General features: G+C 39.9%; 29 protein-coding genes. 21 read left to right on the top strand and 8 right to left on the bottom strand.

Annotated elements, in window-relative coordinates; translation table 11 throughout:
* Window positions 1–2 precede the first annotated feature (2 nt).
* From BLO34_RS06495 to BLO34_RS06485, 3 genes are read left to right on the top strand one after another with little or no spacing between them, the layout of a single operon-like run.
* The gene (locus BLO34_RS06495; RefSeq protein ID WP_090753674.1) at window positions 3–1,046 is read left to right on the top strand and encodes an o-succinylbenzoate synthase; all 1,044 of its coding nucleotides are present in this window, start codon (window positions 3–5) and stop codon (window positions 1,044–1,046) included.
* Window position 1,047: 1 nt separating this feature from the next.
* Window positions 1,048–1,998, top strand: a complete 951-nt coding sequence (locus tag BLO34_RS06490; RefSeq protein WP_090753672.1) for a CPBP family intramembrane glutamic endopeptidase — start codon at window positions 1,048–1,050, stop codon at window positions 1,996–1,998.
* A gap of 9 nt (window positions 1,999–2,007) precedes the next feature.
* Window positions 2,008–3,063, top strand: coding sequence for an AMP-binding protein (locus tag BLO34_RS06485; RefSeq protein WP_090753670.1), 1,056 nt, complete (start codon window positions 2,008–2,010; stop codon window positions 3,061–3,063).
* Between the two features lie 10 nt (window positions 3,064–3,073).
* Here the strand turns inward: BLO34_RS06485 and BLO34_RS06480 are convergent, their stop codons facing one another.
* Window positions 3,074–3,541: a low molecular weight protein-tyrosine-phosphatase gene (locus BLO34_RS06480; protein ID WP_231959581.1), complete on the bottom strand. Its 468-nt coding sequence runs from the start codon at window positions 3,539–3,541 to the stop codon at window positions 3,074–3,076.
* Between the two features lies 1 nt (window position 3,542).
* Window positions 3,543–4,970 carry a chromosomal replication initiator protein DnaA gene (gene dnaA, locus BLO34_RS06475; protein ID WP_090753669.1) on the bottom strand — a complete coding sequence of 476 codons (1,428 nt, stop codon included), beginning with the start codon at window positions 4,968–4,970 and terminating at the stop codon, window positions 3,543–3,545.
* A gap of 191 nt (window positions 4,971–5,161) precedes the next feature.
* On the opposite strand from dnaA, the gene BLO34_RS06470 reads away from it, so the two are divergent.
* Window positions 5,162–5,566 (top strand): acyl-CoA thioesterase, encoded by a 405-nt coding sequence (locus tag BLO34_RS06470; RefSeq protein WP_090753667.1) that lies wholly within the window; start codon window positions 5,162–5,164, stop codon window positions 5,564–5,566.
* A gap of 28 nt (window positions 5,567–5,594) precedes the next feature.
* Window positions 5,595–6,143, top strand: a complete 549-nt coding sequence (locus BLO34_RS06465) for a pyridoxamine 5'-phosphate oxidase family protein (RefSeq protein WP_090753665.1) — start codon at window positions 5,595–5,597, stop codon at window positions 6,141–6,143.
* On the opposite strand, the gene BLO34_RS06460 is transcribed toward BLO34_RS06465, so the two are convergent.
* From BLO34_RS06460 to ribD, 3 genes are read right to left on the bottom strand one after another with little or no spacing between them, the layout of a single operon-like run.
* On the bottom strand, window positions 6,140–6,739 hold the full coding sequence (locus tag BLO34_RS06460) for an IMPACT family protein (RefSeq protein ID WP_090753662.1): 600 nt from the start codon (window positions 6,737–6,739) through the stop codon (window positions 6,140–6,142). The genes BLO34_RS06465 and BLO34_RS06460 overlap by 4 nt on opposite strands.
* A 5-nt stretch (window positions 6,740–6,744) precedes the next feature.
* Complete coding sequence (locus tag BLO34_RS06455; RefSeq protein ID WP_090753660.1) at window positions 6,745–7,611, bottom strand: hypothetical protein; 867 nt, start codon at window positions 7,609–7,611, stop codon at window positions 6,745–6,747.
* Window positions 7,608–8,621, bottom strand: coding sequence for a bifunctional diaminohydroxyphosphoribosylaminopyrimidine deaminase/5-amino-6-(5-phosphoribosylamino)uracil reductase RibD (gene ribD, locus BLO34_RS06450; protein WP_090753657.1), 1,014 nt, complete (start codon window positions 8,619–8,621; stop codon window positions 7,608–7,610). The genes BLO34_RS06455 and ribD overlap by 4 nt, the downstream gene beginning before the upstream one ends.
* Before the next feature lie 90 nt (window positions 8,622–8,711).
* Between ribD and BLO34_RS06445 the strand changes: the two genes are divergently transcribed.
* The 5 genes from BLO34_RS06445 to ligA are packed head-to-tail and all read left to right on the top strand — an operon-like array spanning window position 8,712 to window position 12,837.
* Complete coding sequence (locus BLO34_RS06445) at window positions 8,712–9,203, top strand: GNAT family N-acetyltransferase (RefSeq protein WP_090753654.1); 492 nt, start codon at window positions 8,712–8,714, stop codon at window positions 9,201–9,203.
* Window positions 9,193–10,053, top strand: a complete 861-nt coding sequence (locus BLO34_RS06440) for a N5-glutamine methyltransferase family protein (RefSeq protein ID WP_090753652.1) — start codon at window positions 9,193–9,195, stop codon at window positions 10,051–10,053. The genes BLO34_RS06445 and BLO34_RS06440 overlap by 11 nt, the downstream gene beginning before the upstream one ends.
* A 53-nt stretch (window positions 10,054–10,106) precedes the next feature.
* Entirely contained in the window at window positions 10,107–10,343 is a 237-nt protein-coding gene (locus BLO34_RS06435; RefSeq protein WP_090753650.1) for a DUF6364 family protein, read from the top strand.
* Complete coding sequence (locus tag BLO34_RS06430; protein WP_172823960.1) at window positions 10,297–10,749, top strand: PIN domain-containing protein; 453 nt, start codon at window positions 10,297–10,299, stop codon at window positions 10,747–10,749. The genes BLO34_RS06435 and BLO34_RS06430 overlap by 47 nt, the downstream gene beginning before the upstream one ends.
* On the top strand, window positions 10,750–12,837 hold the full coding sequence (ligA, locus tag BLO34_RS06425; RefSeq protein WP_090753645.1) for an NAD-dependent DNA ligase LigA: 2,088 nt from the start codon (window positions 10,750–10,752) through the stop codon (window positions 12,835–12,837). It begins immediately after the preceding gene.
* Here the strand turns inward: ligA and BLO34_RS06420 are convergent.
* The 3 genes from BLO34_RS06420 to BLO34_RS06410 all read right to left on the bottom strand — a co-directional run bounded on the left by BLO34_RS06420 (window position 12,806) and on the right by BLO34_RS06410 (window position 15,071).
* Entirely contained in the window at window positions 12,806–13,219 is a 414-nt protein-coding gene (locus BLO34_RS06420) for a hypothetical protein (RefSeq protein ID WP_090753643.1), read from the bottom strand. The genes ligA and BLO34_RS06420 overlap by 32 nt on opposite strands.
* Before the next feature lie 137 nt (window positions 13,220–13,356).
* Window positions 13,357–14,286: a bifunctional metallophosphatase/5'-nucleotidase gene (locus tag BLO34_RS06415; protein WP_090753641.1), complete on the bottom strand. Its 930-nt coding sequence runs from the start codon at window positions 14,284–14,286 to the stop codon at window positions 13,357–13,359.
* Between the two features lie 2 nt (window positions 14,287–14,288).
* A complete protein-coding gene (locus BLO34_RS06410) occupies window positions 14,289–15,071 on the bottom strand; it encodes a 5'-nucleotidase C-terminal domain-containing protein (RefSeq protein WP_090753638.1) in 783 nt (260 codons plus the stop codon).
* A gap of 37 nt (window positions 15,072–15,108) precedes the next feature.
* On the opposite strand from BLO34_RS06410, the gene BLO34_RS06405 reads away from it, so the two are divergent.
* The 11 genes from BLO34_RS06405 (at window position 15,109) to coaE (ending at window position 24,988) form a co-directional block, all read left to right on the top strand.
* On the top strand, window positions 15,109–15,615 hold the full coding sequence (locus BLO34_RS06405; protein ID WP_090753635.1) for a DUF6913 domain-containing protein: 507 nt from the start codon (window positions 15,109–15,111) through the stop codon (window positions 15,613–15,615).
* Between the two features lies 1 nt (window position 15,616).
* Window positions 15,617–16,492 (top strand): 4-hydroxy-tetrahydrodipicolinate synthase, encoded by an 876-nt coding sequence (dapA, locus tag BLO34_RS06400; protein ID WP_090753632.1) that lies wholly within the window; start codon window positions 15,617–15,619, stop codon window positions 16,490–16,492.
* 70 nt (window positions 16,493–16,562) lie between these two features.
* Window positions 16,563–17,360, top strand: coding sequence for an outer membrane protein assembly factor BamD (locus tag BLO34_RS06395; RefSeq protein ID WP_090753630.1), 798 nt, complete (start codon window positions 16,563–16,565; stop codon window positions 17,358–17,360).
* Between the two features lie 13 nt (window positions 17,361–17,373).
* Window positions 17,374–17,697: a DNA-directed RNA polymerase subunit omega gene (locus tag BLO34_RS06390; protein ID WP_090753627.1), complete on the top strand. Its 324-nt coding sequence runs from the start codon at window positions 17,374–17,376 to the stop codon at window positions 17,695–17,697.
* A 5-nt stretch (window positions 17,698–17,702) separates the two neighbouring features.
* Window positions 17,703–18,911, top strand: coding sequence for a bifunctional phosphopantothenoylcysteine decarboxylase/phosphopantothenate--cysteine ligase CoaBC (coaBC, locus tag BLO34_RS06385; RefSeq protein ID WP_090756504.1), 1,209 nt, complete (start codon window positions 17,703–17,705; stop codon window positions 18,909–18,911).
* Entirely contained in the window at window positions 18,886–19,797 is a 912-nt protein-coding gene (locus BLO34_RS06380; RefSeq protein WP_231959580.1) for a DUF4835 family protein, read from the top strand. The genes coaBC and BLO34_RS06380 overlap by 26 nt, the downstream gene beginning before the upstream one ends.
* 85 nt (window positions 19,798–19,882) lie before the next feature.
* Window positions 19,883–21,562 carry a DNA repair protein RecN gene (recN, locus tag BLO34_RS06375; protein ID WP_090753624.1) on the top strand — a complete coding sequence of 560 codons (1,680 nt, stop codon included), beginning with the start codon at window positions 19,883–19,885 and terminating at the stop codon, window positions 21,560–21,562.
* Between the two features lie 32 nt (window positions 21,563–21,594).
* A complete protein-coding gene (locus tag BLO34_RS06370) occupies window positions 21,595–22,401 on the top strand; it encodes an enoyl-ACP reductase (RefSeq protein WP_090753621.1) in 807 nt (268 codons plus the stop codon).
* Window positions 22,402–22,458: 57 nt separating this feature from the next.
* On the top strand, window positions 22,459–23,460 hold the full coding sequence (locus tag BLO34_RS06365; protein ID WP_090753619.1) for a glycosyltransferase: 1,002 nt from the start codon (window positions 22,459–22,461) through the stop codon (window positions 23,458–23,460).
* Window positions 23,460–24,395 carry a CdaR family protein gene (locus BLO34_RS06360; RefSeq protein WP_090753616.1) on the top strand — a complete coding sequence of 312 codons (936 nt, stop codon included), beginning with the start codon at window positions 23,460–23,462 and terminating at the stop codon, window positions 24,393–24,395. Before BLO34_RS06365 ends, BLO34_RS06360 begins: the two co-directional genes overlap by 1 nt.
* Window positions 24,392–24,988, top strand: coding sequence for a dephospho-CoA kinase (gene coaE / locus BLO34_RS06355; RefSeq protein ID WP_090753614.1), 597 nt, complete (start codon window positions 24,392–24,394; stop codon window positions 24,986–24,988). Before BLO34_RS06360 ends, coaE begins: the two co-directional genes overlap by 4 nt.
* Window positions 24,989–25,013 lie beyond the last annotated feature (25 nt).

Below are 25,013 nucleotides of genomic sequence, written 5' to 3'. Positions count from 1 at the left end.
CCATGAAAGCCAGTTATCAAAAATATACCCTAGAATTTAAACAACCCGCAGGAACCTCGCGCGGTGTTCTCAAATATAAAGACACTTATTTCCTACTCATAGAAAACAAAACCGAAAAAGGAATAGGTGAGTGCAACCTATTTAAAGGATTATCCAGTGATGACCGACCTGGTTATGAAGAAAAATTACAATGGGTTTGTGATCACATAGGAATGAAACCAGCCGAAATGATGCAGGAATTGCAGGAATGGCCATCCATTTTATTTGGTTATGAAATGGCAATGAAATCCCTGCAGTCCGGCGATCCATTTACCTTGTTCCCATCGCCATTTACTCAAGGTCAGGACGCCATTCCTATTAATGGACTGGTATGGATGGGCGATCAGGAATTCATGATGAAGCAGTTGGAAGATAAGTTGGAAGCTGGCTTCAGCTGCATTAAATTGAAGATAGGCGCCATAGATTTTGATGCCGAAATGAAGTTGTTGAAGTCGGTACGATCTCGCTTTCGCGAAAGCGAGGTCACCATAAGAGTCGATGCCAATGGTGCATTTCAACCCAACGAGGCTCTTGCAAAATTGGAGGAAATCTCAAAATACAAAGTTCACAGTATCGAGCAACCCATCAAACAAGGTCAATGGCAAGAAATGGCGCAGTTATGCGAGAAAACGCCAGTTCCAATCGCTCTGGATGAAGAACTGATAGGATTATATGATTCAAAAAAACGATCTGATTGTCTGGATCAGATAAAGCCTCAATTTATAATCCTGAAACCTGCGTTGGTTGGTGGTTTTGCAAACTCGCGCGACTGGATTAATCTAGCTGGCGAACGCAACATCGATTGGTGGATCACCAGCGCACTGGAATCTAATATTGGTCTTAATGCAATTGCTCAATTTACTTATACGTTAGGGGTTTCAATGCCACAAGGTTTAGGCACTGGCGGCTTATATACCAATAATATCGAAGCGCCACTCGAGATTAAAAAAGGTGCCTTGTATTGTAACGATATTGCGGGCTGGAACACTAATCCAATAAATATTTAGAATGTATATAGAACAAGGTTATAAAGGAAAGTTAGGAGCATGGAGCTTCTTTATCATTCCTGGACTTTTCATGGTTTTCATGGCTTTCAACTATGTAGCTACCATGATGATGCTTGATGAAACAGACCAGTCTACTGAGCAAATGATATCTCAAATGATTGATGCTGTAGGTAAGAATGTCTTTCTGGTATTGAATCTGTCCATATTTGTAGTAGGTCTCATTGCCATATTTATCTGGGCAAAATTCATAAACGGCAGATCAATTACAAGTTTGACGACTTCTAGAGATAAAATTGACTGGAAGCGCATATTTTTTATGTTCACCTTATGGGGAATATTTTCCGCTGGGATGATTTTACTATCGGTGTATTTAGCGCCTGATGATTATATTTTACAATTTGACTGGCAAAAATTCCTGCCGCTACTTGTTATTTCTTTATTGATGTTTCCTTTTCAAACAAGTTTTGAGGAGTACCTTTTTAGAGGTCAGCTTTTGCAAGGTTTAGGTATCGCAACTAAAAGTAGAGCAGTGGCTTGGATCCTTACATCTGTACTTTTTGGATTGATGCATGCTGCAAATCCAGAGGTAGAAAAGCTGGGCTTTGAGGTGATGATATTTTATATAGGAACTGGTCTGGTGCTAGGTGCGATGACGCTTCTAGATGAAGGTCTTGAATTGGCTTTAGGGTTTCATGCGGCTAACAATATCGTGATTGCATTGATGCTCACGATGTCGTGGACAGCGATTCAAACAGACTCCGTATACGTAGGAATTGCAGAGCCTACTGCACTTGCAGCAATCGATATCATTCCCGTAGTTATAGGATATCCCATATTGTTGATCATTCTTGGGAAGATTTATAAATGGAAGAATTGGAAAGAAAAACTTTTTGGCAAAGTAGAAGTTCGTAAAATTGCAGAACCCGATACTATCGATTACCAACAACCTTAAACCAAAACAATGACACCAGAAGTACATCCAGAGTTTCAGTTAAATGGAGTTTCACTTGATCATAAGGGTCTGATGACCGTTGCCTATAGCTATGTCAAAGAAGGTGAGCTGTGGGAACGTCAGGTAGGTGAATTCCTGCTGAACTGGATGGATGATTTCTCATATCATACCGTCTTCTCAAGTGGTTCCACTGGAACTCCCAAAGAGTATCGACTAGAAAAGCAGCACATGATCAATAGTGCCCGCATGACTGGAGAGCGTTTTAGAATAAGCGCTGGAATGGATGTATTGGGATGTTTGCCTTTAAGTTATGTCGCTGGTAAGTTGATGATGGTACGCGCTATTGAATTGGGCTGGCATATAGATTTGGTGGCACCATCAAAGAATCCGCTGGATAAGGTTGCAAAACGATATGACTTTACTGCGCTGACTGCTTATCAGGTAAAGCATTCTCTCAATCACCTTTATAAAAGCCGCAAAACCATCATTGGAGGTGGACCTGTTGATGAAGCGCTTGTTGAAAGCCTCAATGGTCGTCACACAAGAGCATACCACACCTATGGTATGACTGAAACTAGTACTCATGTAGGCGTACGGGAACTATATCCTAATTATGAGGAATTTTTTACAGCGCTTCCCAGAATTAAAGTACGTCTCAACGGTGCTGATTGTCTCATTGTGGATGCTCCAGATCTTGCAGATGAACCTATCGTCACCAACGACTTAGGGATTATCAAGGATGAGAAAATGTTTAAGATCTTGGGAAGAACGGACAATGTTATCAATACTGGAGGAATAAAGATTCATCCAGAAACGGTACATAACAAGCTTTCTAAATTTATAGACTCACGCTTTTTTATAGCTTCAGAATCAGAGCCGCACTTGGGTCAACAGGTAGTAATTTATGTGGAAGGCGATGAGGTTGATTTGGATTCCGCTTTCGCGAAAGCGAAACTAGACCGATTTGAAAAACCACGCAAAGTGATTTTCGTAAAACAATTTGCCGAAACTCATACGGCTAAAATCGACAAGAAAGTCATCATCGCAAATCACCAAGGAAAGTAGAGGTGAAAAGCTAGTTGTTCTCCAGTTTTTTGGCAACGGCATCAGTGGCTTGATCCAACATCTTATACACGTTTTCAAAGCCTTGATCACCGCCATAGTAAGGATCAGGAACATCAAGATCGTCGCCTGGAAATGGCACCTCTAGAATCTTTTTGATTTTGGCGCGTTGCTCATCGTTCTGGGCAAGATCAGTCACATCATTGTAATTGGAGCGATCCATGACGTAGATGTAATCAAAGTTTTCGAGATCTTCTACCGTCAATTTACGACTGAGTTGTTGAGAGATGTCTAATCCATATTTTTTGGCAACATCAATAGAACGTTTGTCTGGTGCCTCACCTTTGTGGCCACCACTAGTTCCAGCGCTATCTACGGTATATTTTGTGAAGTTCAGTTTGGAACGCATCAAACCTTCCGCTAATGGCGAGCGGCAGATGTTTCCCAAACACACCATCAAAATGGAGGTCTGTTCCTTCATACTAGTTGGCTAGCTTTTTACGCAGATCTTCTACGTACTTATTGAATTGTTTATCAGTCGAGGCAAGGTTATCAACCGTTTTACAAGCGTGAAGTACAGTGGCATGGTCACGTTTTCCAATCTTGGAACCAATGCTTGCAAGGGAAGCTTTAGTCATTTTCTTGGAAAAGTACATGGCCAGCTGACGTGCCTGAACGATGTGACGTTTACGAGTTTTGGATTGAAGTGTCTCCACATCCATCTGGAAATAATCACTAACAACTTTCTGAATCTGATCGATGCTAACTTCACGTTTCGTATTCTTGACATAGTTCTCAACAATCTTCTTAGCAAGTTCAATGGTGATGTCCTTGTGGTTGAAGGATGAGTGTGCAATCAAGGAAATGATGGCACCTTCTAGTTCACGTATGTTGGTTTTGATATTATCAGCCAGATAGTTGATGATATCTTCTTCCATTTCTACACCATCGCGATACAGTTTGTTTTTTATAATGGAAACTCTGGTTTCATAATCAGGATGGTTAAGCTCTGCACTAAGTCCCCATTTGAACCTGGAAAGTAAACGCTGCTCGATATCTTGCATATCAACTGGTTTCTTATCACTGGTTAATATGACCTGCTTACCATTTTGATGCAAATGGTTGAAAATGTGGAAGAATACATCTTGAGTTCCAGCTTTACCAGCAAAGAACTGGATATCATCCACGATCAATACATCTACAATTTGGTAGAAGTGAATGAAATCATTTCTATTATTCTTACGCACAGATTCTATAAACTGCTGTGTAAACTTCTCTGCGCTTATATATAGAACTGTTTTGTCTGGGTAGTTCTCCTTAATACCAACGCCTATTGCGTGAGCAAGATGCGTTTTGCCTAATCCAACGCCACCAAAAATCAATAGCGGATTAAAAGAAGTACCACCTGGTTTGTTAGAAACCGCCATACCAGCACTACGAGCCAACCTGTTGGAATCTCCTTCTAGAAAAGTATCAAAGTTATAAGATGGATTGAGTTGTGATTCAATCTTCACATTGCGAATTCCAGGAATTACAAACGGATTCTTAAGCTCTGGACTTTTGCTACGCACTGGCGCATCAACAGTCTGTGAGTTTTGAAACGTACGGTTGCTACTAGGGATCTTTTCAGTAAATGGTTCCATACCTTTTAAGGTATTCTCCATTCTAATAGCATAGATCAATTTAGCTCCTTCACCTAGTTCTTTAGTCAAGGCTGTTTTAAGCAATTTGATATAATGTTCCTCTAACCATTCGTAGAAAAAGCGGCTAGGAACTTGTATACTCAACGCGGTATCAGTTAGCTTTACTGCCTTGATGGGTAAAAACCAAGTTTTGTAGGCTTGAGGATTGATATTGTCCTTTATAAATTCTAGACAATTTTCCCATACCGATTCAGCCGTCGATGTCATAAAATGTTTTTTATCTGGTTAGATTCGACTCTATATGAGTGAGGAAATTAAAGCACATAGTGGCTACCTCAAGAGTGGTACAAATATGTGTATAAAAAACCTTAAAAAAAATAAAAATAGGGGTTGGTTTTTATGAAATATAATTGCATGCACTACGGTTTTCAAACCACCAAATTTTTGAACACATATCTATGAAAAATTCGACCATTTACATAATGCCCAGATATGCAGAATCTGATCAAATGGGAATAATACATCATTCTAACTATTTGATTTACATGGAGCAAGCTCGATTGGACTGGTTGAACACTTTAGGCTTTTCCTATCAGAGAATGGAAGAGTCTGGAGTCCTTTTGCCTGTTTATCAAATAGATATAAAGTATAAAAATCCGATCAGATTTGGGGATGAAATTAAAGTAGTAACAACCCTTAAGAATGTTCCTACAACGAGGGTCATTTTTGAGTACGAAATCACAAAAAACGACGGTTCTATTTGTGCAGAGGCAGAGCTAACTCTAGTCTTCACTGACGCAAAAACCTTTAGACCGAGAAAACCAATTCCAGAATTTTTAGAGAAGTGTAAAACCTTATTTTAATCTCGACTACCTATTAAAGTAAGATGACATGCTAGAAGACTATTTCCAAGAACTCAAACACGATTTAAGAGGTGCGTTGAGCAAGCGCAATCATCCATTTAAGTATGGATATTTAACCACCGTGGATGAACAATTACAACCACGAGCGAGAACGGTTGTCATAAGAGAAATAAGTGAATCCATGGAGCTCATTATTTTTACAGATTCCAGAACGACTAAGGTTCATCAGCTTTCTCAAAATCCAAAAGCAAGTCTTTTGTTCTATAACAGTAAAAGTCTGCGACAGATACGTGTAGATGGATTGTTAGAACCTATTACGGATGAAATGGAAATTAAAAGATTGTTTCAGAAGGTTTCTTCCAAATCTATAAAGGATTACACTACCCAATTGCCACCAGGATCACCTATCAAAAATCCAGATCATGTGGAATATGTAGAGCGATCAGAAAATCATTTCTTACCGCTCAGATTTGTATCCAACTCCATTGAGCTGTTGCAGCTTAAGAGACCTAATCATCTACGGGCGTTGTATCAACGCACTAATGAAGATTGGAAAGGTCAGTGGTTGGTGCCTTAACTTTTTGCAGTAATAGGATACATCGCGTTGAGCTGCTCTAGAGTCTGCTCAACTTGATTGAGCGGCACACCGACGGTAATTTTGCAAGTTTCCGTCAATTCTTGATTTTTGATGCTCAATGCATTTTCATCGATAAACCGCATGACTTGGCTGATTTGGGGATATTCAAATGAGATTACAATATCATTCGTAATAATCCTTTCTACTATCTGAGCTTGATTCAGCGCTAGACTCGCGGCCTCACGATAGGCTTGAATCAAACCGCCAACTCCCAGTTTTGTACCTCCAAAAATTCTGCTCACCACTACCAGAACATCACTCATTTCAAGAGCATTGATTTGAGATAATATGGGATCACCGGCACTATGATTGGGCTCGCCGTCATCATTGGACCGATATAAATCATCCGTTGGACCTAGTTTCCATGCATAACAGTGATGTCCAGCTTTTGGGTGTGTGTTGCGCAAACTCTGTATCAATTCTCCTAGCTGCGCCTCATCAGTAAAGGGAAAAGCCGTTGCATAAAACTTGCTGCCTCGCTCCTTATAGAGGATCTCAGCTGTCTTAACGACTATTGTTTTGTAACGATCTTTCATGGTTGTTACGCTTTCGCGAAAGCGATACAGATTATAGCCACCACTGCAAGAGCAATGCCCCAGTAATTCTTGATTAGCAATCGTTCCTTGAATAATATGTAGCCCAGCAGGGTTGTGAAAAGTACCGTGCCCACATGATTGATGGGAAAGAAAACACTGCTCTCCATGCCATTCTTGAGCGCTTTGATTAAAAAGTAGATGGAAAAGTAGTTGGGAATTCCCAGGGTAATTCCTGCAATAATGGACTTAAATTGAAGTCGCCGGCCCTGGATGGCTTCATAAATCAGTATCAATATCCCAATACCAAATGCAGAAACGAAACAGATGGCGCTAAAAAGTGGTTCATCACCATCAGGCACAAAATTCTTTTCTGCATACTTGATTGTCGTGTCAATAATACCGCTGCCTAAAAACAGCAAAGCAGGAAGCAACAATTCCTTTTTGTGGATAGTGAGACCATCTTTCGACTTGAGCGACGCCAGATAAACTGAGGCCAACGCAATGAAAACTCCTGTAATTTTTAGCCATCCCAATGTCTCGTTATACATCCAGATCCCAAAAATAACGGGTATGATTAATGACATTTTACTAGCTACAGCAGCAACTGACAAGCCGTTTTTTTGACTGGTCAAACCTAAAATATTGAACACGGTAATAAATAATGCACCTAACACTACCGAAAACCAGAACCAACCACCGTCAAAGATTTTAATCGTGGAAATCTCACCTTCATATACCAGCAATCCAGTTATGGCAGCTACAAGATAATTAATGACTATGGCGTGCAATGTATTGACTTCAAACACCTTGAAGTACTTGAAAATCACGTACAGCAAACTAGAAGTGAGGACACTTAAAACGAGCCAGATCATGAGTTCACGAATGTTTTGAGAACATCATTTTTCATCATCTGCCTACTTTTTAGATAAGCGCTTGACGGCAGTTTTGGAGCTGTGAGTCCAGTTTTGAAATAAACTTCAGTTCCCATAAATTGATGGATCTCATCCCATAAATCGTGGTCAATAAAACCTTGAAGCGTCTTGGCACCACCTTCCACAATAACCGATTGAATACCTAGATTATAAAGATCTTCTACGATAAGATCGCTTTCGCTGGATGCTCTTTGTAAAATCTGGACAACAGCGTTGTTGTCAAAAACCTTGAGGTTTTCTGGCAAATTGTTTTTCGCATCCAGTATAATTCTGATAGGGTTGTCACCATGCCAGTCGCGCACGGTAAGGCTTGGATTATCGTCCATCGCAGTTTGTGCACCTATTAATATGCTTTGCTCTTGAGCGCGCATTTTATGCACGAGTTGTCTTGAATAAGGATTGGTGATCCAGACAGGCTTTTTCTCGTCTTTTTGTTTTGGTGCTATGAATCCGTCAGCGGTTTCTGCCCATTTTAGGATTATAAAAGGGCGTCTTTTTTTGTGATAGGTGAAAAAGCGCTTGTTAAGCTCGTTACAATCGGCTTCTAGAATACCTGCGGTTACTTTAATACCAGCATTAAGTAATAAATCAACTCCTTTACCTGCTACTTTCTCGTGAGGATCAAGCGTTCCTACGACTACATTTTTAAATCCTTTCTCTATAATCAAAGAGGCACATGGCGGTGTCTTACCATGATGGGAGCAAGGTTCGAGATTGACGTAAATAGTTGCTTTTCTAAAGTCTTCGCTGGAAAAGCCATTTTTTTCTGCATCTGCAATCGCATTGACTTCGGCGTGAGGTTTTCCCGATTTCAAATGAAAGCCTTCACCTAAAATCTTTCCTTCATCATTCACAATCACAGATCCCACTAGCGGATTGGGATACGTGGTCCCCAAACCATTTAAGGCAAGTTGCAGGCAGCGTTGTATGTAAATTTCGTGAGTTGTCAAGTTCGCAAATTTAAGGTTTGTTGACTTTCCTTAAATAACTTTAAGAGTAGTTAAATAAGCTTGACCTTGCTGCCATAGTATCTTTGGTAGATGCAGATAAGAAAAATTCACCCAGATGATAATACTGCGGTAAGAGATATCATCCAGCAGACCATTCTAGAGCACAACGCTCCTAAGGAAGGTACTGCCTATAGTGACGCAGCTACACAATCCATGTATCTTGAATATCAAAAACCTAGATCGGTCTATTATGTGGTAGAAGTTGATGGAAAAGTTTGTGGTGGTGCTGGTGTTGCAGCTTTGGCAAACAATGCGGATAATATCTGTGAGCTGCAAAAAATGTATTTCATGCCAGAGGTTCGCGGTAAAGGTTACGGCAAGCAGTTGATGGAAAAATGTTTGAAAGCCGCTCGTGCTTTTAAATTTTCAAAGGTATATCTGGAAACGATGGGCAACATGTATGATGCTCAAGGTTTATATAAAAGAGTCGGTTTTGAATTACTGATTCAACCATTGGGCAACACGGGACATTACAGCTGTCCGGTTCAAATGATCAAAAAACTGGAAGAAGATGACGCTTAGACAGATTCGTAATATTTATGTAAGTAGGTTGGTGGACCTTTATCCAGAGAATGAGATTGTATCCATTTTCGGTCTTATTTGTGAGGATTTGTTGCAAATGAGCAAATCAGATATCATGATACGTGGTGAGGAGCCGCTGACTCATTTAAAAGAAGAAATTTTCTTGAGGTCACTGGAGACCTTACTTAATGGAACACCAGTGCAGCATATTACTGGCATCGGTCATTTTTATGGCCATGAATTCAAGGTGAATAAGCACACGTTGATACCACGTCAGGAAACCGAAGAATTGATTCAATGGATACTTAATGATCACAAGGATAGTGCGGTGAATTCCATTCTAGATATAGGAGCTGGCAGTGGTTGTATAGGGATTAGTTTGGGGCACGCTTTCGCGAAAGCGAACTCCTTAAAATCATCTCACAATGTCAAATTATTTGATGTGTCGACAGACGCCTTGCAAGTGGCTCGATCCAATGCAGAAGCCATTGCGCCAGACGTTAACTTTTCATTTGAAAATCGAAATATTTTAGAAACAACATCCATAGCAGAATACGACATCGTGGCGAGCAATCCACCATACGTGCGTGATTTGGAGAAAAAGGAGTTACATAAAAACGTACTGGATTTTGAGCCAGAAACGGCATTATTCGTAACAGATGAAGATCCGCTGGTGTTTAATAGAAAGATATTGGAGCTGGTTGAAAGCCACGAAAATCCGCTGGTGTACTTTGAGATTAATCAATATTTACCAGAGGAGATGAAAAAGCTAGCGGCAGATATGAAATTTAAGCAGGAATTGCGCAAAGACCTGAACGGTAACTGGCGTATGATGAAGTGCTGGAGATAAACTAATCGAACAAAATATTGTAATTTGCACAGCATCTGTGCAAAATCAAGAACATGGCAACTAAAAATCTCACCATACGATTATCTGATCAATTGATCGAAGCAAGTAAGGAATATGCTAAAAAGCAAGGAAAATCCCTTAACGAAATGATCCGCGAATTTCTGGAAGGAAGTGTGAAGAAGCCTGCCGATTACGAAACGCCCATGGAGCGACTGACTAAAATCGCTGAAGAAAATGCGGTGTATGGCAAAGGATATAAATTTAAAAGAGAAGATGGACATGAGCGATAGATGTTTTATCGACTCTAATATTTTTATCTATATGATAGATAAATCAGAATCTGATAAACAGAAAGCGGCAATCACATTTTTAAATGATTTGAGCAGAAATTCAGAGATTGTTTTATCAACTCAAGTGGCAAAGGAATTCACCAATATCGCTTTGAGGAAGTTGAAATTTCCAGAAGAGGCTATTTCTCAAATATTATTGGAATTGAGCGAATATCCAGTTTTCGATGTATCTATTAGTACAATCCTAAAAGGATTACAACTAAGAAGCCGATACAAATATTCTTTCTACGATAGTCTATTGCTTGCTTCGGCATTAGAAAATCATTGCACAATTTTTTACTCAGAAGATATGCAACCAAACCAAAAGATTAAAGGCCTACAAATCATCAACCCATTTCAAAACTAAATGGATCCCAAAACACAAATAGAATCCCTGCGAGCAGAACTGCGAGACCACAATTACAATTACTACGTAAGGGACGATTCCAGTATCTCAGATTTTGAATTTGACAAGAAACTGGAGCAGCTCAAGACTTTGGAAGCTGCTCATCCAGAATATTACGACGCATCAAGCCCGACGGTAAGAGTTGGAGGTGAAGTGACTAAAAATTTCAATACAGTCAAGCATATTAATAGGATGTACTCTCTGGATAATTCCTATAGTTTAGAAGATCTTCAGGATTGGGAAAAACGACTGCACAAAATTGTTGATGGCGAAGTTCAATACGTTTGCGAACTTAAATATGATGGTGCCAGCATCAGCCTGCACTATGAGAACGGAAAGTTTGTGCAAGCGGTGACTCGTGGTGATGGAACACAAGGTGATGATGTGACGACTAACGTTCGAACGATTAAATCTGTACCCTTACAATTAAAGGGCAACGATGTGCCTGCCAAATTTGAAATACGCGGAGAAATCGTTTTGCCTTGGGACGGATTCCATAAAATGAATGAAGAGCGTGAGGAGCAAGGACTGGAGTTGTATCGCAATCCGCGTAATACGGCTAGTGGTAGTTTAAAATTACAGGATAGTGCTGTGGTTGCCACTAGACCTTTGGAGTGTTTGCTGTATCAATTGGCTGGTGAAAACTTGCCTTATAAAACTCAGTTTGATGGATTGGAAGCCGCCCGAAAATGGGGCTTTAAAGTACCACCACAATCAAAATTGGTCGATGGAATCGATGGAGTTTTGGAATTTGTAAATCATTGGGATGTGAAGCGTAAAAACCTGCCGTATGAGACCGATGGTGTCGTTATCAAGGTCAATAAACTTCAAAACCAAGAGGAACTGGGCTTCACAGCCAAAGCACCACGATGGGCCATGGCCTATAAATTTAGCGCAGAACAGGTTTCCACGCGACTTGAGGAGATCACCTATCAAGTAGGTCGCACAGGAGCAATTACACCAGTAGCTAATCTTGAGCCCGTAGAAATTTCTGGGACCACCGTAAAAAGAGCCAGCCTACACAATGCAGATCAGATAGAAAAGCTGGACATAAGAGAAGGCGATGAGGTTTTCGTTGAAAAAGGCGGCGAGATCATCCCTAAAATCGTTGCCGTTGACCTTCTAAAGCGACCAGAGAATTCAAAGCCAACCGTGTATGCTACCAACTGCCCAGAATGTGGAACCGAATTAATTAGAAAAGAAGGCGAGGCACAGCACTATTGTCCTAATGACATGGGTTGCCCACCACAAGTGAAAGGACGAATCCAGCATTTTATTTCCCGCAAGGCGATGGATATTGACGGAATAGGTTCAGAAACGGTGGATCAACTAGTGGAAGCTGGTTTGATAAAGAACTACGCAGATCTTTACGATTTACAATTTGAACAAATCATCCCGCTGGAGCGCATGGCAGAGAAAAGCGCTAAGAATATGATCGCTGGTATTGAGGCGAGCAAAAAAATTCCGTTTGAGAGAGTATTGTTTGGATTGGGAATTCGGTATGTAGGTGAGACGGTTGCAAAAAAATTGGCTCGTCATTACAAGTCTATGGACGCCTTAATGACGATGCCGGAACTCGAAAACCAAGAGCAGGATTTGTTTAATAATGATTCCAACGAGTCCGCTGATAATAACACTGAGCGCAGTCGAAGTGTGAAAGCGGAAAAGCTTCAACAATTAAGCGCCATTCCAGAAATTGGGGAACGCATCGCAGAGTCAGTCGTAGAATTTATTACAGATCCATTGCACTTAGAAGTAATAGAACGCTTGAAAGCTGCAGGATTGCAGTTTTCATTGAGTGAAGAACAACTCTCCAATACATCAGATGCATTAGCAGGTAAGAGTTTTGTGATTTCGGGAGTTTTTGAGATGTCTCGTAATGATCTAAAAAAGATGATTGAAGACAATGGAGGCAAAGTGAGCAGCAGTCTTTCTTCAAAAACAGATTACCTGATTCGTGGCGAGAATATGGGACCTTCCAAACTAGAAAAGGCAGAAAAGCTAGAAATCAAAATGATTAGCGAACAGGAGTTTCTGGCGATGGTTTGATTTTAAAAAATACGTAGGCGAAGAAAATCATGAAAATGAAATCGTTCCATCCATAGAGTGTGTAGAAAATTCCCGCAAGCAAATCTTGATCATATACATCGCTCAGTTGGTGATTGCTAAACCATATAATATAGGCAATTACATAAGCTAATTTCTCGATCACAAATACACCAATGAGCCACTTGACTTTCATAAATGTTTTAGCAACCGCAATGTAACCTAGTCCCCAAACCGTAATCATAATCAATCCAAAATAAGACATGACATTGGGATCTGTAGCTGGGATCACTTCGTTGGTAAAACCCTTGGAGAAAATCAAAAGTCCAACCGTGTTCATCAAACCTGCCGCGATAAATCCTTTGGAAATTGTTGAGTTGGTCATGTTTGATTTTTAGGTAAGTTAAGCTTTTAGATGATCAACATTACTAGAATTATAATTTCACAAGGTGCGGAATTAATTCCGCACCTTATGAGCGACCAATCAAAAGATCTAGTTTCTTACTTCTTGTTTCTTATTTTCTATACCTCATAAACCACTTCACGACCACCAGCCAGCTTGCCTTGTTTCATATAGAAATCAATGCGACCCACATTGATACCATAGCAACCCACTTGATTGACCATGACGGTTTCTCCAGCTGCATTCATAACCAATTCTGGTTTGTCTAGAAACGTATGCGTGTGACCACCGATGATCAAATCAATTCCAGAAGTCTGTTTTGCTAATGAAATGTCGCTGATTTTGCCGCCATCGTAGGCATATCCTAGGTGCGACATGCAAATGACGATATCACATTTTTCTTTTTCGCGTAAAGCGATCACCATATCTTGAGCCACCATCAATGGATCCTGATATTGGGTTTCTTTAAACATCAACGGCGATACCAGTCCATCCAATTCAATCCCAAGCCCGAACATTCCAATGCGCACGCCATCCTTGATCATTACCTTGTAGGGTTTGGTTTGTCCATCCATGATCGTATTTGAAAAATCATAGTTGGAGATAACAAAGTCAAAATCAGCATTGGGAAGTTGAGCGTAAAGTCCGTCGATACCATTATCAAAATCATGGTTACCAATGGTTGCCGCATCATAACCCATCATGCTCATGAGCTTGATTTCCAGCTCACCACCATAAAAATTGAAGTATGGAGTTCCCTGAAAAATATCACCGCAGTCCAGCAGAATCGTATTCGGGTTTTCCTTGCGCACCTTGTTGATGAGTGCAGCACGTCTAGCGACGCCACCGCGACCATCATTTCTACCGCCATTGATGGGCTCAATATGCGAGTGCGTGTCGTTAGTATGCAGGATCGTGATCTTCTTGAAATCCTCTACGGTATCATCTAATGGAAAAAGACCAGAAGCCAAAGCTGTATTACTCCACAAACCAGTACCAGCGATCAGGCTGGCCGTTGCAGTATTTTGGATAAATTTTCTACGTTCCATGATTAGTTTGTTTTGGTAAATCTGTCGTCTGCCTGGAAACCTAAAGTGTCCGTTTTAGTGAAGTAGTCGATCATCGCATTTCTGATTTTATAATCAAGTACCGTACTGCTAACAGCTTTCTTGAAGAATTCCATATTATCACCGCCAGTCATTAGGTAATCATTGGTAAGAATGTAATAATTACGGTCAAAAGTGATGGGTTGACCTTCCAGTGATAATTCTACATCTGCATCAGCGGTAGTGATTTTGAGAGCGTCAAATGGATGTGCGCGTTGCTTTTCAACGAGGTAATCTGTCAATTCTTTCATTTGTTCCGGTGCCAGTTCTGCGACCACCATCTCGTTCTCAAAAGGCATTACTTCATAAGCAGTTCTTGTAGTCACATAACCTGCAGGAATGCCAGCTCTTATGCCGCCATGATTCAGCAAAACCATGTCGATTTCTTTACCGGTTCTGGATTTGAAAATTGGTGCTCCTTGGGTGCGAGCGATCGCCGCCATCATATTTCCTATGCGTGTATTGAGCGGCGTATCCGTTTTGGTCATGTCTGTGGGATTATAGCTCAGCGGCGTTCCCATTTGTTCGTCCAGACTTTCTTTGTAGGGAGCGATAAAGCTCTGTATGCTGGCAACTCCATTGATGGTAGAATTAATTTGGGTCTGGCTAGCAGATAGCTTTTGAGCAGTGTAATTTTCTGTCTTGCAGGATGTTGTGATTAGTATCGCTTTCGCGAAAGCGAGAGCCATTAAACCTTTCCTACAACCTAGGGTCATACGTATTTTCATAGGCGATTGTTATACCTTTGCGGCTTAGTAAAAGTAAATGATTTTTGACGTTTTAAAGAAGCGATGGCTGCGCAAACAGCAGGAAAAATTGTCTGCACGACGCAGGAATGGCACATCGTCAAAGCTGTCATCAATGATTATCATTTATGATGCAGATGTTGAGAAATCGACCCTTTTTATAGAACAATGGTCGCGAGAGTTGGGAATAGAAAAATACAGCGTAGTAGGTTGTACGGCAGATCCTAAAAAGCAGGCTGTCAATGATCAGCTTTTGATAAGTATGAAAAGCATAAAGTGGTCTGGCGGCATTGCAGATTCTGCTTTGAAGCAGTTGCTGGAAGCTAGTTATGATTTACAGATCAACCTTTTTGAGAATAAGGATGATTTAAAATCTTACATGGCACTGGCATTGGATGCCAAAATAAAGGCAGGACTAGCTTCACAACCAGAGGATCATTATGATATTGCAGTAGATGTGAAGCCAAGCCAAAAAGAACTATTTATTAAAGAATTGAGCAAGTACCTAAATATTATAACAAAGTAGCATGCAGGAATTGATAGGAACAGGAGTCGCGTTAATTACTCCGTTTAAGGCAGATGGAAGCGTTGACTATCCAGCGTTGGATAGATTAGTTGATTTCCAGGTGGACAATGGTGTAGATTATCTTGTCATTATGGGAACCACAGGTGAAAACGTCACGCTGACAGACGAAGAGAAAAAATCAGTGATCCAGGCTATCAAAAAGCGTAATGATAACCGCTTGCCTATGGTTATAGGAATCGCTAGTAATGATACTAGAGTAGTGGTGGAGCAAATCAAGAACACAGATCTATCAGACTATGTAGCGATTTTATCTGTCTCTCCAGCCTATAACAAACCTTCTCAAGAAGGAATCTATCAGCACTTCAAAGCCATAGCAGAGGCCACGGACAAACCTATCATTGTTTATAACGTACCAAGTCGTACGGGAACATATGTTACCGTTAATACTATTGTGAGATTGGCTCACGACTTTGAAAATATTGTAGGAATTAAAGAGGCAGATGGCGATATGATCGTAGCCATGAAAATGGTGCAGTATACGCCTCCAGGTTTTCTAGTCATATCTGGTGATGACGCGATAGCGTTACCTATGACACTAGCCGGCGGTGCTGGAGTAATATCTGTAATAGGTCAAGCCATAGCTCAGGATTTTAGTGATATGATCAGGTATGCGCTTAACGGTGATGTCGCTGAAGCATATGAATTACATTATAAGATATCACCTTCCATCGATATGATCTTTGAACAAGGCAATCCACCTGGTGTGAAAGCGTTATTACATCAAATGGGTATCTGTGAGCCTCACGTGAGATTACCGTTAGTAGCTGCAGATGAGGATCTGAACGAAAGAATGAAGGCTTTTTTAGAGTCTTATTAAATTTTAAATTAAGAATAAAGGCAATAGGGACGTTGAAAAACGTTTCTTTTAGCCGGTATAAATTATAATAATGAAACAAATTACGGTTCTTTTATTAATCGTCTTTGCGGTAGTAGGTTGCTCTAATTATCAAAAAGCACTGAAATCATCTGATGCAAAACTTAAAGTACGCACAGCAGATTCCTTACTAGCTGCTGAAAAGTATTCCAAAGCCATCAACCTTCTGGAACAAGTCGTGCCAGCATATAGAGGTACGGATAGTGCTGCACCAGTTGCCTTGAAATATGCAAATGCACTATATCAGGATGGCCGTTATCCTGAAAGTGGTTACCAGTTTGAAACATATAGAAAAAGCTACGTATCAGATCCCAATAGGGAATATGCCACTTTCATGATAGGAAAAAGCCTTTATGAAATGGCGCCTATCTATTCCAAGGATCAAGAGCCAACGGAAAAAGCTTTAGCAAAGTTTCAGGATTACATCAACATCTATCCTAATGGAGAATACCTAGCAGAAGCTAACATGCTAGTCGATGAGATGCAATTCAAGCTAGACAAAAAGGCTTATGAAATCGCAGAGAATTATTTCAAGCGTGCACCTTTTTCCAGAGGTGGTTACACAGCTGCCATAGCTTCTTTTGAGAACTTCATTGTAGACCATCCAGGATCTGAATTTCAAGACGATGCGGCTTATCATCTTATTGACTCTCAATATTCTTATGCTATTAAGAGTTTCAGCAGCTTAATTCCTGAAAGACTTGAGGTTGCTAAAGAATATTATGATACCTTTGCAACCCGTTTCCCAAACAGTGAATACAAGGAACAGGCTGATGATTTGATGGAGAAGATCAACAGTTATAACAATTAAGAATCAATTATTTATGGATACTAAAAATCTAAAAGCACCCAATACAAGTATTACCTATGATAGAGACCTCTTGACGGCTCCAACAGGTAACATGTATGAAGCGATTTCTATCATTGCTAAACGCGCAGAGCAAATCAATACTGACATTAAGGAAGAATTGATTGAGAAACTTGAAGAGTTTGCTACCTATAACGATTCTCTTGAAGAGATTTTTGAGAACAAGGAGCAAATTGAGGTTTCTAAGTTCTATGAGCGTTTGCCTAAGCCACATTCTATTGCCGTACAGGAATGGATGGATGGAAAGATCTACCACAGAGATACTGGAATTTCAGAATAGATTCCATGAATATATTGAGTGGTAAAAAGGTATTGCTGGGAATCACTGGTGGTATTGCTGCTTACAAAACAACTTATTTGACACGCCTGCTTGTAAAAGCAGGCGTTTCTGTTAAGGTGGTTATGACTCCGTCTGCAAAAGATTTTGTCACGCCGCTTACTTTGAGTACGCTTTCAAAGAATCCTGTTTTATCGACTTTCACAAATGAAGATGATGATAATGATATGTGGAATAACCATGTAGATTTGGGTTTGTGGGCTGACTTGATGATCATTGCGCCGTGCACGGCAAATACCATGAGCAAGATGGTCAATGGTACGGTAGACAACCTGCTACTTGCGGTTTATACCAGTGCAAAATGTCCTGTTTATTTTGCGCCGGCCATGGATCTGGATATGTACAAACATCCATCTACCACTCAAAATTTTGAGAAGTTAGCGAGTTATGGTAATTTCATGATACCTGCCGGTGATGGAGAGCTTGCCAGTGGCCTTTCTGGAAAAGGACGCATGGCAGAACCTGAAGAAATTGTCTCCTTCATAGAACAGCAACTTCTCAAAGAACAGCCGCTGCGAGGTAAAAAGTGTCTCATTACAGCTGGACCTACACACGAGTCAATCGATCCCGTGAGATTTATAGGTAATCACAGTACTGGTAAAATGGGCATGGCACTTGCAACTGACCTAGCGAATCGTGGTGTGTTAGTGACTTTAATTATGGGGCCTAGTTCGGTCAAAACAGACAATGTATTGATTGAGCGTATAAATGTTATTAGTGCTCAAGAGATGTATGAGGCTGTTCATGCAAATATCAACAATCAGGATTACGCTATATTTAGCGCAGCCGTTGCAGATTATAAACCTGCGATTCCTGCCCATCAGAAAATAAAAAAGAGCTCTGAAACGTTAACTTTGGAACTGGTCAAAAACCCTGATATTTTGGCAAGTGTTGGCGCGATGGAAAGTCATCCGTTTTTGGTTGGTTTTGCACTGGAGACAGAAAATGAAATGGAGCACGCTTTCGCGAAAGCGAAAAAGAAAAACACCGATTTACTCATATTAAACTCCATGAACGATAACGGAGCGGGATTTGGGATTGATACTAATAAAATTACCATTATCGACAATCAGGGAAACGCTCAAGAGTTTCCGGTAAAGTCGAAAACATTGGTTGCTAAAGATATTGTGGATGAAATTGTCAAACGTACTTCCTAGTTTATTTACTTTTTTGATGCTGTTCTTAGCTTTTGCTGCCAGTGCTCAAGAATTCAATATGACCGTTCAAGTGAATGCTCAAAATATAGCGCAACCGGATAGATCAATCTTTAGAACCCTTGAGACTTCGCTACAGGAATTCATAAACAATACGAAATGGACAGACCGTGAAGTAGCAGATGAGGAGCGCATCGATGGCGCTTTGATCTTTGTGGTGAATAACTTTGATAACAACAGATTTCAGGGGAATTTTCAATTGTCGGTTTCTAGACCCGTCTATAATTCAACATATACTTCAACGATCTTCAATTATAAGGATAACGATATCAACTTTGAGTACATTGAAAATGCTCCACTATTTTATAATGCGAACCAATTTGAGAGCAACCTCAATTCATTGATTACATTCTATGTATATACTGTTTTGGGAATCCATGCAGATACCTTTGAACTCAAAGGTGGTCAAGAGTTCCATGAAAAGGCTCAAGATATTGTCAATCTTGCCCAATCATCACGTAACATAGGCTGGAATCCAGGTGATGGAAACGGTCGTGTTTCCAGATACCGATTGAATGCAGATTTACTTTCAGATACCTTCAAGGAATATCGTGAGGTCATGTATGACTATCATTTGAATGGATTGGATCAATTTGCACTAAATGCTAAGGAAACCAAGCAAAATCTTCAAACCTATATCTTGAAATTTGAAGACATGAATCAGCGTAGGCCTAATAGTTTACTACAACGTACCTTTTTTGATGCCAAGTCAGATGAGATAAAGGATATCTACAGTGACGGTCCGGCTGTCAATATTGCAAACCTCAAAGAATCGCTCCAGAAATTGGCGCCCAACCAGAATACAAAATGGCGTACGATTAAAGTATAATCACTTTGTTCAAGGAACCCATTTTCACTAGATTTAGGCAACCGTTGAGGTTGCCTTTTTAATTTTTTAAACTGCTGTTTTTTAATTGCTTAAAGAAATCCACATACAAAATTACGCGTTGATTGATCAGCTAGATCTCGAGATGAGTCGTGGACTTACCATGATCACTGGAGAAACCGGTGCTGGTAAATCCATAATTTTGGGAGCTTTAGGATTGGTGACTGGTAAACGTGCCGATTTATCTGCGATAAGAGATACTTCTACAAAGTGTGTGGTTGAGGTTCACTTTGATATTTCGCGATTGGGCTTGAAAGATTTCTTTGTTAAGGAAGACTTGGATTATCAAGATATCACCATCATAAGACGAGAAATCCTGCCATCAGGTAAGAGTCGTTCTTTTGTAAATGATACACCGGTAACATTGAATGTTGTGAGTACAATTGGCTCACAATTAATCGATATTCATTCCCAACATCAAACACTACAATTGGCAACAGACCAATTCCAGATGGAGACGATGAATGCCTTTGTTAATGAACAAACGAAAAAAAGCGATCGTTCTGGAAACGTGGTTCTACAGAATTATCAAAACCAACTCAAAGAATATAAGGCACTCACTAAACAGCTCACTTCCCTGCGCGACAATCAAGCCGAACTCTCTAGAGAGTTGGATTACAACACCTTTTTGCTAAATGAACTGGAAGAAGCTCAAATAGACGGGCTCAATCAGGAAGAATTAGAGCAAGAAAACGAGCAACTTAGTAATGTAGAGCAAATAACGGAAGCTCTAAGCATGTTGGAACACAAGATAAGTGAAGAAGATAATGGCATCCTAGACGAATTGAGAGAGGTGAACACCCAACTAAAATCCATCAAAGGTTTCTCACCTAAATATCAAGAATTGAACGAACGACTGACTTCAGTATTGGTAGAGTTGGAAGATATGTCCACAGAAGCGGAATCGTTGAAAGATCAAGTAGAACTAGATCCAGAACGTTTGGAGTTTATCAATACAAAACTGGCACAGCTGGATAATTTGTATCGCAAGCATCAATTGGATAGTGTTGAAGACCTAATCAAATTGAGAGATGATCTCGCAGATAAAGTACTGTCCTCTCAAAACATTGACGGTAAGATTAAAAACATGGAGTCGCAAATAGCTTCCAAAACCAAAGAGCTTGATCAATTAGCAAAAGAGCTACACGACTTGAGAGCAAATCATAAAACGGAATTAGAAGAACAGATTGCCGAAACGGTAAGATCGCTGGGAATGAAAGATGCCCAATTTGAAGTCCGTTTATTGCCTACAGAAACATTTAATAATAATGGTAAGGATCAAGTGGAATTTGCCTTCACGGCAAACCGCGGTACTCCGTTGCTGGCATTGGATAAAGCAGCTTCAGGTGGAGAACTTTCACGATTGATGCTATCCATAAAAGCATTGCTCTCGCGATGCAAGCAAATGCCTACCATCATTTTTGACGAGATTGACACCGGTGTTAGTGGTTCGATTGCAGAGAAGATGGCCATCATCATGAAACAAATGGCAACAGCCATGCAGGTGATTACCATCACGCACCTACCGCAAATTGCCAGTGCTGGAGATGATCATTTGATCGTTAGAAAAAGAAATCAAGAAGACCGCACCGTTTCGGTAATCGAGAGACTCAGTGAAAGCGCTAGAGTAGAAGAGATTGCGCAGATGTTGAGTGGCGGCAGCATATCAGATGCGGCACGTGAAAATGCACGCATCTTACTTCAATAGATAATTTTATATTTGTCCTATATAATCAACTTATGGCTTACAACTTACTTAAAGGAAAACGCGGAATTATTTTTGGCGCACTGGATGAAAACTCCATCGCTTGGAAAACAGCAAAACTAGCTCATGATGAAGGTGCGACCTTCGTTTTGACAAATGCTCCAGTAGCAATGCGCATGGGAGAAATCAACAAACTTGCTGAAGAAACAGGAAGCGAGATCATCCCAGCAGATGCTACAAGTATTGAAGATCTTGAAAACCTAGTCACAAAATCTGTTGAGATTCTTGGTGGGAAATTAGACTTCGTTCTGCACTCCATTGGTATGTCTGTCAATGTTAGAAAAGGCAAGCACTATACAGATCAGAACTATACCTGGACTGAAAAAGGATGGGACGTGAGTGCTGTTTCTTTTCATAAAGTGATGCAGACGTTGCACAAGAATGATGCGATGAATGAATGGGGCAGCATTGTTGCGTTGACCTACATGGCAGCACAACGCACGTTTCCAGACTATAATGATATGGCAGATAATAAGGCCTATTTGGAAAGTATTGCACGCAGCTTTGGATACTTCTTCGGGAAGGATAAAAAAGTACGTGTGAATACTATTTCACAATCACCAACTCCTACAACTGCAGGAAGCGGTGTCAAAGGATTTGAAGGATTCTTGAGCTATGCAGAAAAGATGAGTCCGCTGGGTAATGCTACGGCTCAAGACTGTGCAGAATACACGATGACTTTATTTTCAGACTATACTAAAAAAGTCACCATGCAAAATCTATTTCACGATGGTGGTTTCTCAAACACCGGCGTGAGTCAAGAAGTGATCGAGAAATTCTAGTACATCGATTGAATATTAATAAATCAAAGGCTGTTTCACACAGCCTTTTTTAATTCTATGGAAGAGCTGCGTTTTTCTTTTATCGTTCCCGTTTTCAATAGACCTGCAGAGTTAGAAAAACTGTTGCAAAGTTTCAGTCGTGTACAATTCCCGCGTGAATTTGAAGTCGTTGTGATAGAGGATGGCTCCACCTTAAAGAGCGATGTTGTTTGTTCTCGCTTTCGCGAAAGCGTAAACATTACATATCTAAGTAAACAAAATACGGGCCCAGGAGATAGCCGTAATTATGGCATGCAACGAGCCAGCGGAAACTATTTTATTATCCTGGATAGCGATTGTATCGTACCAGCAGATCTTCTGGAAAAAGTCCACCGACATCTAAAAAACAATTTCGTTGATTGTTATGGAGGTCCAGATGCGGCGCACGAGAGTTTTACTAATCTTCAAAAAGCCATTAATTATTCCATGACATCTACATTAACCACAGGCGGTATACGTGGTGGTGGTGAGATGGCTGGTAAATTCCAACCACGAAGTTTTAATATGGGATTGAGCAAAAAGGCTTTTGAGACTACGGGCGGTTTTAGTACAATTCATCCTGGTGAAGATCCTGATCTCACATTGCGACTATGGGAATTAGGCTTCCAGACGGCGCTGTTTAGCAACGCGTTTGTGTACCATGAACGTCGTATCTCATGGAGTTTGTTTTATAAACAGGTAAATAAATTTGGAAAGGTACGTGTCATTTTAAATAAGTGGCATCCTACCAGCAAGAAGATCACTTATTGGCTGCCTTCGCTTTTTGTACTTTATATGTTCTTTTCCTTTACATGTGCTTTGTTTGGTAATTCGATTTTTATGGTTCCGCTGCTTGTATATGTGCTTTTGATTTTTTCTTTTTCAACTTTGAAAAACGGATTTATAGTTGGGTGCATGAGCATTGCAGCCATGTTGATTCAGTTTACGGGATATGGTTTAGGATTTTTAAATAGTTATATTCAAATTGGCATTTTGAAAAAAGAGGAACGTGATGCCTTTCCCAATTTATTTTTTAAATAATGGCTAGATCTAATTACCGTACTTTCTTGTTATTTATTGCATTTACAATTGCCGCTGCGGTACTGTGGTTCTTGTTTAGATACAATAACACTTATGAAGAATATACAGATGTATCCATTGAATGGAGCAATGTTCCAGTAGATGTGGAGCTGGCAGATTCTTCCAGGGAAGTGAAAGTCCCAATTAAAATTAGATCGAGCGGTTTTAGATTACTATGGTTACACTATGAAGATTTGAAAGTGCCTCTAGATTTTAAAACTATGGTTAATACGAATAGTAATGCTTTAGTTTTTAATCCAGAATCTGCTCGAACAGCAATAGATAGAGCGATGGGTGATGGTATAGATATCCTAGAAATTGAAGCAAACCCAATAACATTAGAGTATCAACGATTTGATTCTAAAATTGTTCCAATTGAAAAGAATTTTAAAGTTGATTTTACGGGAAGCTATAAAGAGCTTGGAACCAGTAGTTTTGATGTTGACCAGGTTAAAATCACTGGAAATAATGCGATCATTAAAGAATTAGAAGCTCTTGCTATTGATATGGATGATGTTACTGTAAGCGATAGTATTGTTTCCTTAGAGGTAGATTTAAATGCTCTTTACCCCAATCTAAAAATTGAACCCAATAAAGTTACTTATACGGTCAGAGCAGCTGAAATGACTGAAGGAAGTTTTAAAATCCCTGTCACCATAAAAAATAGGCCTATAGATGGAACTGTAAAAATCATCCCTGATATGGTGACGGTTGTGTTTATTAGCAAGCTAGTAGATTACGACAGTATCAATAAAAATGATTTTAAAGTATCTGTAGATATTTCTGAAATAGACAATGGTGAGGCTACCGTAGTTCCTATTCTTGAATATGATAATGAAAAAATTAATACAGCAAGAGTACAACCTCAATTTGTACAAATTCTAGTCATTCAATGAGAGTGATTGGTCTTACCGGCGGTATAGGTAGTGGTAAAAGTACCGTAGCGCGCGCTTTTCAAAAGTTAGGAGTGCCTGTTTATATTGCCGATGAAGCCTCAAAAAGAATTCTTTCAGAACATCCCAATGCCATTAGCCAAGTGACTTCATTGCTTGGAGAGTCTGCCTATGTTTTAAATGAAGATCAGCATAAAGTGCCTAACAGAAAATGGATTGCTTCTAAGGTGTTTACAGATAAAAAGTTATTGGTTGATCTTAACGGCATTTTGCATCCCTTAGTTAGAGAGGATTTACAAAAGTGGCTTGTTGAAAACCAAGCTCACGACTACATTATTTATGAGGCAGCCATTTTATTTGAAAGTGGAGGCGATGAGCTCTGTGATAAAGTACTTGTTGTATGGTCAAAAGAAGAGGAAAGAATTGCTAGAGTAGTTGAGAGAGATCAGGTTACAGAGTCAGAAGTAAGGCAACGGCTACAAAATCAATGGAATGATGATCAGCGTTTGAGTAAAGCAGATTTCATAATAATTAATGATGATATTCAATTAATTGAGCAGTTTGTAAAAAATATACAAGAAATTATGTTAAAATAAGATGGTTTTATTCATTTTAAGCTAA

Origin of the sequence: Nonlabens sp. Hel1_33_55 (assembly GCF_900101765.1) — a bacterium.
Lineage (GTDB): Bacteria > Bacteroidota > Bacteroidia > Flavobacteriales > Flavobacteriaceae > Nonlabens.
Note: the sequence above shows the minus strand (reverse complement) of the source record. Positions and strands in the feature narration are given on the sequence as shown.